Source organism: Psychromonas sp., from assembly GCF_047632955.1.
GTDB lineage: Bacteria > Pseudomonadota > Gammaproteobacteria > Enterobacterales > Psychromonadaceae > Psychromonas.
In genome coordinates, this window is the sequence record NZ_JBLIED010000016.1 from 79,035 (window position 1) to 89,984 (window position 10,950).

At 38.4% G+C, this 10,950-nt stretch carries 7 protein-coding genes and 3 pseudogenes; 6 read left to right on the forward strand and 4 right to left on the reverse strand.

Annotation, left to right across the window (positions count from 1 at the left end; all coding sequences use genetic code 11):
• The first annotated feature begins 15 nt into the window (after positions 1-15).
• Complete coding sequence (locus tag ACJAZP_RS11465; protein WP_415230880.1) at positions 16-504, forward strand: VF530 family DNA-binding protein; 489 nt, start codon at positions 16-18, stop codon at positions 502-504.
• A gap of 101 nt (positions 505-605) precedes the next feature.
• Here the strand turns inward: ACJAZP_RS11465 and ACJAZP_RS11470 are convergent, their stop codons facing one another.
• Together ACJAZP_RS11470 and ACJAZP_RS11475 are read right to left on the reverse strand one after the other, a co-directional pair.
• A complete protein-coding gene (locus ACJAZP_RS11470; protein WP_415230881.1) occupies positions 606-2,321 on the reverse strand; it encodes an NAD-dependent malic enzyme in 1,716 nt (571 codons plus the stop codon).
• Between the two features lie 177 nt (positions 2,322-2,498).
• A pseudogene (locus ACJAZP_RS11475) lies at positions 2,499-3,041 on the reverse strand (MFS transporter); the annotation flags it as partial.
• A gap of 155 nt (positions 3,042-3,196) precedes the next feature.
• On the opposite strand from ACJAZP_RS11475, the gene ACJAZP_RS11480 reads away from it, so the two are divergent.
• The 5 genes and pseudogenes from ACJAZP_RS11480 to ACJAZP_RS11500 all read left to right on the forward strand — a co-directional run.
• Complete coding sequence (locus ACJAZP_RS11480) at positions 3,197-4,444, forward strand: site-specific integrase (protein WP_415230882.1); 1,248 nt, start codon at positions 3,197-3,199, stop codon at positions 4,442-4,444.
• Positions 4,445-6,091: a hypothetical protein gene (locus ACJAZP_RS11485; RefSeq protein ID WP_415230883.1), complete on the forward strand. Its 1,647-nt coding sequence runs from the start codon at positions 4,445-4,447 to the stop codon at positions 6,089-6,091.
• Entirely contained in the window at positions 6,081-8,351 is a 2,271-nt protein-coding gene (locus ACJAZP_RS11490; RefSeq protein WP_415230884.1) for a hypothetical protein, read from the forward strand. The genes ACJAZP_RS11485 and ACJAZP_RS11490 overlap by 11 nt, the downstream gene beginning before the upstream one ends.
• A gap of 13 nt (positions 8,352-8,364) precedes the next feature.
• Positions 8,365-8,760 carry a hypothetical protein gene (locus ACJAZP_RS11495; protein ID WP_415230885.1) on the forward strand — a complete coding sequence of 132 codons (396 nt, stop codon included), beginning with the start codon at positions 8,365-8,367 and terminating at the stop codon, positions 8,758-8,760.
• A 100-nt stretch (positions 8,761-8,860) separates the two neighbouring features.
• Positions 8,861-9,013, forward strand: a pseudogene (locus ACJAZP_RS11500) (type I restriction-modification system subunit M N-terminal domain-containing protein); the annotation flags it as partial.
• Positions 9,014-9,150: 137 nt separating this feature from the next.
• Here ACJAZP_RS11500 and ACJAZP_RS11505 read toward each other — a convergent pair.
• Together ACJAZP_RS11505 and ACJAZP_RS11510 are read right to left on the reverse strand one after the other, a co-directional pair.
• On the reverse strand, positions 9,151-9,942 hold the full coding sequence (locus ACJAZP_RS11505) for a M48 family metallopeptidase (RefSeq protein ID WP_415230886.1): 792 nt from the start codon (positions 9,940-9,942) through the stop codon (positions 9,151-9,153).
• Positions 9,943-9,946: 4 nt separating this feature from the next.
• Positions 9,947-10,950, reverse strand: a pseudogene (locus ACJAZP_RS11510) (type I restriction endonuclease subunit R); the annotation flags it as partial.

A 10,950-nucleotide genomic window follows, 5' to 3' on the forward strand; every position in this document is an offset into this window, starting at 1 on the left:
CTATTAGGAACCACCATGATCAAAGAACAACAGAACAACCCGTTACACGGCCTTAAATTAGAAGTGCTGCTCACTGAATTAGTTGAGTGTTACGGTTGGGAGATACTGTCTACCGCTTTACGTTTTCATTGTTTTAAAACTAATCCATCCATTGAAGGCAGTCTAAAGTTCCTTAGAAAAACCGAATGGGCAAGAGTAAAATTAGAAGATTTTTATTTATACCGTTTTAAACGCATGCCCAGACCTGATCCGCAAGAGTATGAATTAGCGCCCCGTGAGCGAGGTTTTGTATCTGGCTTAGAGGAACGTGAGCCGATGATCCTGACGGTGGAATCAATAGAGCTTTCTCAGGCTAAAGCCGCATCAAACTTTAAAGAGAAAACACAGCAGCATTCTAAAGATAGAGTCTCTCCTAAGCGGGAACGCGGCAATGATCGCGATCATAAAGCCAACAAAACTGAGCCTGCCTATGATCCGAGCAACCCCTGGGGAAAACTAAAATAACCTGCTTATTTTAGTTTGTTGATAGTTTCTAAATTTATACGCTCAACAATAATCGCTTAGCCGTCATAAAAAAGCCCTGTTAAATAACAGGGCTGGTGGATTTAAACTCGGCGGTAGGGTAGGTACGCCGGCTCCCACATCCGCAATGCAAGCTCCTGAGTGATATCTTTATCACGCATAATCCCTTCTGCATCGGTCTGCTGAATTTGTTCAAGTATGGCTGTGGCAACGTGGATCGAAACTTCCCTTAGTTCACTGATTTTCGGAAAGACACAACCCTCATCAAGATCTTCCTGTGAGACATAATCGGCTAATGCAAAAGAGGCCGTGGTAAACATATCCTTGGTGATTTTTTTAACTTCAGCGGTGATCGCTGCAAGGCCGACACCGGGGAAAATAAAGACGTTATTACCCTGTCCGATACGATAGACATGGTCCTTAAAATTCAGAGCATCAAAGGGACTGCCCGTTGCAACAATAGCCTGACCATCAGACCAGTTGTAAATATCTTCCGGCACCGCTTCACAGCAGCTGGTCGGGTTAGAAAGCGGGAAGATCATCGGGCGTGTTGTGTACTCTAACATCTTCTTAATATGATGCTCTTGAAATGCACCGCCGACACCACTACAGCCTAATAAAACAGTAACCGGAATATTATCGATTAACTCCGTGAGACCTGTCTTATTGGTATCTGCCCGTTGCCAATCTTTTGCCAATTCAACGGGTTTAGCGAAACGTTTTTTATACTCATCTAAACCTTCTCTGTCTGCAAATACCACACCGCGCGAGTCGAGAATAAATATTTTATCGCGTGCTTCCTGGTGGCTCAGACCTTCTTTAAGTAAACCTGCAAAGATTTGGTCGGCAACTCCGACACCACCAGCGCCTGCGCCGTAAACCGCATAAGTCTGGTCTGCTAACTTTTCACCTTTAATTTTTGTAGAGCCAATGATTCCGGCTAGAACAACAGCACCGGTACCCTGTACATCATCATTAAACGATGGCAATTCATCTTCGTAATTAGATAAGTTATCAAAGGCGTTAGATTTACTGAAATCTTCCCATTGTAAAACCACTTTTGGAAAATGTAATTTAACCTGTTCAACAAAAGTTTTAATAAAGGCTTTATAGGGTTCGCCCGTTAAACGTTTTTTAGGAACCCCTAAGTACATAGGATCAGAAAGCAAATCCTGATTATCTGTGCCTACATCTAAGACGATCGGCATACAATGGTCTGGATGAATACCCGCCCCTAAAGTATAAAGTGATAATTTACCAATGGGGATGCCCATACCGCCAACACCTTGATCGCCTATGCCGAGAATACCCTGGCTGTCTGTTACCACGATAATTTGGATATCTTTACCGGTAAACTGTCGTGCCATGCCACCGATATCATGGATATTATCCGTGGTTAAATAGAGTCCTCGGGCTATCTGAAATCTATGGCTGAATTCTTGACAGGCTTTACCGACTGTCGGGGTATAGATAATAGGCGTCATCTCTTCAATGTGACGTGACAGAAGGGCATAAAATAAGGTTTCATTTCTATCCTGCAGGGCACGTAAATATTGGTACTTTTCAATATCCGTAGAGGAAGTGCTAAATCCATGGTAGACCCGTTTAAGTTGATCTTCAAAGGTTTGTACTCGTGGGGGTAAAAGACCATCAAGACCAAAATCTTCACGCTCCTGATAAGTAAATGCAGTGCTCTTATTCAGCGTTCTATTGCTAAGTAGTTGATTTCCATTAAGAGAAACGGGTCTAAATACGTTACCCTCAGCATCTTCCCATTTTAAATATTTACCTGTACCCATTACGCTCTCCATCATTAATATAGTATCCGAATACTAACTTTAAAATAAAGTATTCGTATGAACTTAAACTATACCCCGTAATATCATTAATAAACTGGGGATAATCTGCATTTCTAGCAACTGCAACAGAATGATTTTTCACAATAAATGATTCTGTGTCTTTTTACTTTTTTTCAGTCAGTCGCGCTTGTTATCTAATACTACAGGACGGTTTTTTGTAATCAAATCCCAATTGACTTCATTACCTTGTGAGGGTGAAAGTGGAATATTACGCGCCAGCAGCAGCGAGCAGACGGCAATACCGGTACCTATAAAAAACACCGCCTGTGGCGAGTGCAGCCATAAAAGACCAAGCAGGGCGGGAATAAACACCGCGGCAATATGATTAATGGTAAAACTGACTGACATGGTCGCAGCAATGTCTTTTTTATCGGCTATTTTTTGGAAATAGGTTTTCAGTGCGATTGCCATGGCAAACAGCAGGTGATCGCTCACATATAAAGCGGCTGCCAGATGCGCCTGCTCAACAAAAGCATAACCGGTAAAGACGATAATAAGCCCGACGTATTCAATGGTCAGTGCCCGTTGTTCTCCAATACGGCCAATAAAACGACCGATAGCCGGCGCGAATAACAGGTTGATAACATAGTTGATCAGAAACAGGGCGGTGATTTCACTGACACTATAACCAAACTTTTCTACCATCATAAAACCCGCAAATTATCCTTATAATAACAAAAGTAAAGAATCAAATTATCTACAACATATTGAAATAAAATCATTATTCCAATAATAGTTTTACAAACACATTGTATTTCTTATATGTTGTTACTGAGTTTATCTTATATTGTTTTTTGTAAAGGATTGTTGCCATCATGGTTTATATTTATAAAGATTTAGAAGAACATAGTGATGTATGTATTGTCGATGAGAATAGGTTACCTGTTTGCTTCTTTCTAGACGGTCACCTAAAAGAATCCTTTTCGTTAAAAGCCTTTAATACAAAGCTATCGTATGCTCGGGTATTATCATTTGTCTATAATTATTTTGAATCTCAATCCATTGATTTAGTCGGCCGATCTAAAACCGGAGAATTTCTTAGTTACAATGAATACGAAGACTTTAAACGACATTGCTTTTATAAATCAGAAGGTCTCACACACTCAAATAATATCATCAGCTTCAGTAAATTTTCAGATAAACAACTTGATAACCTTTTAAATTCAAAACAATACTCAGATAATCGTGTTTCCGCATTCACAGCTAAGAATCGTTTGAGTTCATTTGTTCAGTACCTAGATTATTTATATAAAATTTTTCATTTTGGAAATTTTTCACCTATTAACGTGTATCAAGCAATAACCGATTTAAAGGCCATGGTAAGTTCTGATATAAAAAAAATGAAGAGTACGAATACGGATGTACGAGATCCTTTTGAACAAGCAATTCCAGATTCTATTTATTTTAAGATGCTGGAAATAATTAAACCTTACAGCATAGGGAATCCTTGGAAAAACTCTAGGCTTCGCAATCAACTTATAATCAATATTTTTATTGAAACAGGTATGCGTGAAGGTGCGCTTGCTAAATTAAAAGTGAGAGACATTAAGTTTGATTGGCACAGCCCGCGTTTAATGGTTACACGCACTCCGAATGATGCGACAGATTCTCGATATAAACCCCCCGCACAAAAAACAAAATCACACTCATCAGGCATTACAAAAAACACGTTAAACCTATTGAAGTTATATATTGAAACTGAACGAGAAAAATACGTAAAAAGTTCTAAGCATGATTTTATATTTGTGGCGGAAAAGGGGGTAACAAAAGGAATGCCAATTTCTTTAAACTCGATTTATAGGCTTACAAACGTTCTTGCTATCGCACTTGATTTTAAACTGACGCCACATTTATTTCGCCATAAGTGGAATGAGGTGTTTGACAATAAAGCAATTGAGGCAGGCTATACCGCTGCGCAAATTGAAGACATCAGAAAATATGCCATGGGCTGGTCTGAAGGTAGTCAAATGGCGGAACGTTATAATGATTTTAAATGCGCTATGAAAGCACATGAATTATCTCAAGTCCGTCAAAGTGAATTCATGCCTAAAGAGGATGAGTAGATGATTGTTGATAATAGAAAGTTTCAAGATTTATTTGAAGGTCAGCGTATATATCGAGCAAATAATGATAGATTCAGTTTTGATGTACTGGATGATATTTGGCAGTTAGGAACCAAAGATTACTTGGTATTAAATTGGATGCATAATGTTGATTACGATGAAAAGACATTTATTTATGTACGTGTCTTATTAGCCAAATTAGCAAGTATGACTGCAGTTGGCTCGGCTAAACGATACTTAGCAACTTTTAAAAAAATTGGGAATAACCTTGAGGAAATTGCCTTTCAACGAATTTGGCCAACGTTGGGTGATTCATACAAATTTAATCTTGCAACAATATTTTCTTTTGCCAACAAAAAAAATATGGATGCATACGGACTATATGAATTTACAAGCCGTAATCGTCCTTCGTTTAACGTCAGTAAGAATATTTTGGATCCAAGTAAAGGGACTTATAGTGAATATGAGTATCAAGTAATTAAAGAACAATTTAGATTGCAAACCGACGAAAATATTAAACTCGCACATCAAGCACATTATACTCCTTCGAAACTAAATGCTTTTAGTAATTTGATTGCTAATCAATTAATGCATGCATTAGTTAGGCGTCCTGTTCAGCTATGCCAGCTAAAATGGTGTGATGTATTACCTGTTGGTCAAAGCTTTACTGATCACCGATATAATAAAAGTGAATCAGTACCAAAATACGAATATCTATTTAGCGATATTGATGTACTGCATATACGAACATTTCGAGGTAAAGATGGAATGTTTCGATCGTCAGTGGAAAGAACATCACATCGTATAGAGCCAAATTTATCCGCACTTATACTCCTGTATCGTGAAAAATATGAGCAACTATTAACAAAGTCACTACGTGAACAAGAAGTCATCCTTACCGCCGAAGAGCTATATCAATTTATAATGCAGTGCCCTATTTTTCCGGGATTAATTCTTTTCTCTACGGTCTTTGGTTCAAAAAAATGTCTCTTTGGATCTGTTGGCTATATGTCTGATAGGTTTCACAAAACAAGTATTTCATTAATCAGAGGTATGCGTGATTGTTTAAAAAAACTAGATTTGAAAAGTGACCGTATTGACAATGATAAGATTTTGTTTACAAATAATCGTCTTCGTCATCATGTGTTAACGGAAGCTGCTAGACAAGGTTTATCTGGCCCATATCTGGCAAAAATAACAGGCGTTACGGAAAAGGCGGTAAAACCCTACTTAGATTTGAGTGTAGAGGCAAGGTTAGATATTGACCAAGCTTTTGCTAATAAAGACGTCTTAAATAAATACTCCCGCATAGGCGTTAACGACCTTCAATATCAAGAAGGCTTTGCTATTCGGAATGAGTTCGATGAAGAGATCGGTATTCAGCGTAATAAAGTTAATTGTGAGAGTTGTGCGGCAAAACTTGGCGCACCTCTAGGGTGTTATCCCTGTGAAAATTTTATAGCTAACGAAGATGCAAATCATCAATTATATCTTGATAAAGCAATGGCTAAATATAAGTTAAATCAAAATCAATCGGATAAAGTTGTTCTTGGTAAATTACGAAAAATCATCCTATATATTCAAGCAACAATAAATCTCTGTGCTGAGTATAAAATAAATAAACAGGGGCTACGTAATGAAACTTAATCGTTTTATTGATAATCAAGTTGCGCATATAAAAAAATCACAAGCATACCCATTAACCGGATTTACAAATCAGGTTGGACAGCCGGCAAGCTGGGATGATGCAGGTTGGACATTTACATATCCGGACGGAAAGAGAATTAACTATTTTTTTACTAATGAAAAGGTAAAGTCAGCAAACATTAAGAGTATTTATAGCGACGACAAGGTACTTGCCTCAAATCTTCGGCACCTTTTAATGGCTTATACTTTAGATATAAATACAGAAAACTCAAGTATCGTCACTAAGAGGAAAAAAATTCAAGTTGCGAGACAACTGCTTGGTATTACAGGCAACCCAGCTAACATTACAAAGAAAGAACTTGATAACGCTGTAAATAAACTTCTATCACCCAAAAGTTTGCCTGTGTTTTTCCATTGGTTATACGCCCACTTTTTTATTCAGCCAAGCTTAAAGTTGCCAGTGATTGAATCCGAAACAAGAGAGGCTGGTGATGACATTCTAGATAAAAAGAAAACTAAAATACCAAATGAAAAAACATTACTCGCGCTTGGCGCTATTACTCATGATGTTATTTCACAAGACCCTGATAAATGGAATACTTCTGCCACAAATAATCAACGAGACACATTTATATGCACTATGTCAGCACTTGCATTAAGCTCTCCCAATCGTGTTGCAGCAGAACAAACAGTTCTACAAAAACAACAATTAAAATCCATTAATCAAATTGTTGACGGTAAGAAGCAGTGCACTTACTACCTTGATTGGCAAGGCAGTAAAGGGTTTAAAAATAATAAAAATCATATATTGTCTTCAATGGCTGATACTGTCAGTCGATGTTTAAAATACACTAATATTATTACGGAACCAGCCAGAGTACTTGCACGTTTCTATGCAAACCCGACATTACCTTTAAAAAAAATATTAGGGGATTTTTGCCCAAGCGACAAAAACTTGAAAGCACTCATACCTAATATGGATAAACCTTTACACCTAATTCATCTAGGTTATCTATTAGGTTTTTTTGATTCTGACGATGGCATGTTACGTGTAACTTCCAATACTAGTGGAGCATTTCGAGCCAAATCTAAACGAGGTGCAAGTAGTTATGTTAAAAACATTATAGATATCCAAGAAAAAGATCATTTAAAGCTTGCTTCAAACTGCCTTTATACATTATCACTCATGGGGATGGCTGTGAATTCTGATTTATTAAAAGCTGTATTCGGAGGTTATCCCATAACGGTTAAGGATTTTCAGAAGCGATGGATAAAACATATTTACGAGAGACTGCCTGGATTCCCAGCTGCACATAATATGACAAAAGAGGGTCATACTGATTATCGCTACGGCCTATTTTCTTTTCTAGGTAGGCAAATGATTTCTGGCAGGGCTGGTTATATGGGGGGGATGTCGCATTTCGCTTTGGTACCCATATCAAGTTTAAGTCGGATGTTTACGGAAGGCATTAGCACAAATTCGCAACTTCAAAATATTTTTATTCGTAAGGGTTTTTCCAAAGATTTTGGAATTAATGCACATCAGTTTAGACATTGGCTAAATGACATAGCTGAACGAGAAGGTGTCCCTCATTCGATTATTAACCTTTGGAGCGGTCGAAAAACGCCGGAACAAATTTTGCACTACGTACACCGAACACATAATGACAAATCTAGCGAAATTTCAGACATTTTATTTCAAGACGATGTTCAAGAAATTTCAATAAAATTGATGGGTCAACAGGAATATGAGAAGGCTGTTAATACTGCAACTACGGTTACCAGTGTGGGGTTTTGTTCCCAAGATTTAGTCTATTCACCCTGCGAATACTTGAATAATTTTGTTACACAGTGCTCATTATGTCCTTCATCTTGTCATATCGCACATGATAAAGAGAGTATCGCTTTACTTAAAAAAGATTTACAAGTACAAGAACGTCGTTTAGATAATGTTCAGAATAGGGAAAACTTTGACTGCAATAGAGGGTTACAGGATTGGTTCTCATTACACTATAGCAACACCACAATCCTTCGCGATCTAGTACAGATATTAGAAAGTAAAGATACAGAAGAAGGTTCTATCGTTAGATATTTATTTAATAAACAAGAAGTTAGAATTACCAATGTACGTAACAAAACAGTTGAAAAACGCACGATAGCGTTACCCAACACAGAAGATGTGTTAGCTAAATTACTTGAGGTTAAATCTAAGCCTTCCCAGGTGAAAAACATGTTAGCCGATATGCTTAATATTATTTAGAGGATTATAATACATGGCCTTGCCTTCACTAAGTACAGCCGAAATGCGTAGAATTGAAACGTTAATAAACAGGTGGAAAACTAAACTCACATGGGAGTTATTAGTAAATCGTATTGAGTCCGACTTGGGAATAAACACAACAAGGCAAACATTAGTAACGTACAATAGTATAAAATCAAGTTACGATTCAAAAAAACAGGAGCTTAGAGGCGTGCCAAGCCTCGAGTTCAATACGTTTGTTAAATCTGATATTGATAGTTTTGAGCGAATTGAACGCTTAAAAGCCGAAAATGAGATATTAAAAAAACAAGTGGATAAACAACTAGCATTTATTAGGAAGGTGGGTGAATTATCCAGCTCTAATCCATCATTGAGGATGCTTTTAAACGAAGTGAAAGCTTCGATTTAAAAGTATTATGCTGTTAGCTTTCTAAGGCATAAAGGGCCACAACACGAGTTAGAAATTATGCATTGAAGTGAAGAACAGAATTTTAAATTAACTGATTTTAATGACTAATAATAACTTCTCTTCAACAGCTGCATTTCTCTGGTCAGTGGCAGACCTTCTGCGTGGCGATTTCAAGCAATCTCAATACGGTCGTATCATTCTCCATTTTACGCTTTTAAGACGCTTAGAGTGTGTGCTGGGAGCGACTAAACCCGATTATTCTTGCAGGGTTTGTTAGGTAATGTTTTAACAACGACTTGTATCGAGTGTTGCGCCTATGGTAACGGAGCTGACAGTTACACCCGTTATTAAGTAGATTTTCTGCTTTATTTTGCCATTCCTTCCCCAAAATCACTCATTTAAATACCGTTCTGCCATATCATCTAGCTTGGCTTTAACTTCTTTCCAATTTGGCATTACTTGGGTTAATAAACGCCAAAAATTCTCACTGTGGTTGTGCTCTGCTATGTGGCAAAGCTCGTGCAGTATCACGTAGTCGATGCATTCTTTTGATGCCTTAACCAAGTGAGGGTTAAGCATCAGGTTGCCTTTGGTAGAGCAGCTTCCCCATTGCTTTTTCATTGCCATTACACGAAACGATGGAATGTCTTTTACCCAAGTCGCTTTTGGCAGCATTTCATTGAGGCGCTCATGAAAAATGGCTTTAGCTTTGTGCTGATACCATTTGTCGATCAATGGTTTTATTTTAATCACTCGATTATCACAATCCTGACGTAAAGTGACATTCAATTTACCGCGACTGAGTTTCACGTTTGATACTTGTTCTGGATCTACCAAGACCTTTAAAACGTAGCGTCTGCCAAGATAAAATTGCGTTTCACCGCTGACATAACGCTTTGGTAAAACATAATCATGTTGCGATGCAAACTCTTGAATGTTTTGCCAAATCCAACGAGCGCGTTTTAGCATGGCTTGTTGGATTGTTTCGTCGGTAGCATCATGCGGAACTGTTGCTACAACGCGTTGATCAGGATGAACCTTAATTAATACCTTACGTGTTTTACTATTTTGATCGGTGCTCTTACGGATAATGTCATAATGAATAATGTCATTACCGTAAGAAAACACACCCCGTTCGGTTGTGGTGGTGCGAATTTCTGCTGCGATAGATTGCGTTACCATTTCATTAACCTTGACTGCGGGAAAGGCCAAGACGCGTGATTTTCAGCACTTCTTGAATGTAACGTTGTGCATTCTCAATCCCCAAATCAGCGAACAACATAGGCAACAGCTTCATGCTGACGGCATTCTCAATCTCAGCCGGATTAATTGAATACTCTGCCACCGCATTATTCACGACTTCATCAATTTCAAATGCATACTTAACCAGCTTGTCATTATCCAGCTCATGCTCTGCGATGAAATCAGCTTCAAACAAATGTTTGAACAGGCCAAAGTAAGCTTGGGCATGTTTATTTAGCTTGCCTTCGCTATCAGTGAATGTACTAGGCACATCAGCCACTTTGCGATCGATCACTTCCTGCTCAAAATCAGCAAACAAGATGTATTGTTTAACCGGCGCATCAAACATTGCTTTGGCATCTTCAATTGCCTTTTTCAGCAGGTTAGAGAAATACTCCTGCGCATAAGGATCATCTGCCAAATCTTGTTCAATCATTTTAGTGATGCGGCCCGTGATCTTGTCGGTCTGGTTACGGGCTTCGTCGTCGGACAAGTCTTGCGGTTTGACGTTCTTGCCTAGGTTACCAACCAAATAAGCGCCTTCAGGCTCTTTTACTTCAATGCCTGCAATATGTTTGTCGAGCAAGCTGCGAATATCCTCGGCGTATTCGTCGTAATTAATCGTTTCATTGGCATCTTCACGGACTTGTTTGCGCAAGTTTACAAACATTTTTAACGTCTCTTTAAGGTGCTGACGCGATCTTTTAGACGATGCAGGGCCGTCAAAGGATTTATCTTCAAAGAAGGTGGCGGATTGTAATGCCACTTTCATGCAATTGGAAAATGCAGTCAGTGCGGTGTAAAAGTCATCACGTTTTTTTAGATTGGTATCAACGAACTGACCCTCAACCTCATTGACTTTTGGCGTTAATGCCTGGCGAAGTGCGGCCGAATCTTGCTTGTTGTTAACGTCGGAAAAAATTGCCCAAAGGTTATTATAAAACCCTG

What these genes read in the sequence shown, in the direction of transcription:
- ACJAZP_RS11465 (WP_415230880.1), top strand. Translation starts at nt 16, where the DNA reads ATGATCAAAGAACAACAGAACAACCCGTTACACGGCCTTAAATTAGAA.
- ACJAZP_RS11470 (WP_415230881.1), bottom strand. Translation starts at nt 2,321, where the DNA reads ATGGGTACAGGTAAATATTTAAAATGGGAAGATGCTGAGGGTAACGTA.
- ACJAZP_RS11480 (WP_415230882.1), top strand. Translation starts at nt 3,197, where the DNA reads ATGGTTTATATTTATAAAGATTTAGAAGAACATAGTGATGTATGTATT.
- ACJAZP_RS11485 (WP_415230883.1), top strand. Translation starts at nt 4,445, where the DNA reads ATGATTGTTGATAATAGAAAGTTTCAAGATTTATTTGAAGGTCAGCGT.
- ACJAZP_RS11490 (WP_415230884.1), top strand. Translation starts at nt 6,081, where the DNA reads ATGAAACTTAATCGTTTTATTGATAATCAAGTTGCGCATATAAAAAAA.
- ACJAZP_RS11495 (WP_415230885.1), top strand. Translation starts at nt 8,365, where the DNA reads ATGGCCTTGCCTTCACTAAGTACAGCCGAAATGCGTAGAATTGAAACG.
- ACJAZP_RS11505 (WP_415230886.1), bottom strand. Translation starts at nt 9,942, where the DNA reads ATGGTAACGCAATCTATCGCAGCAGAAATTCGCACCACCACAACCGAA.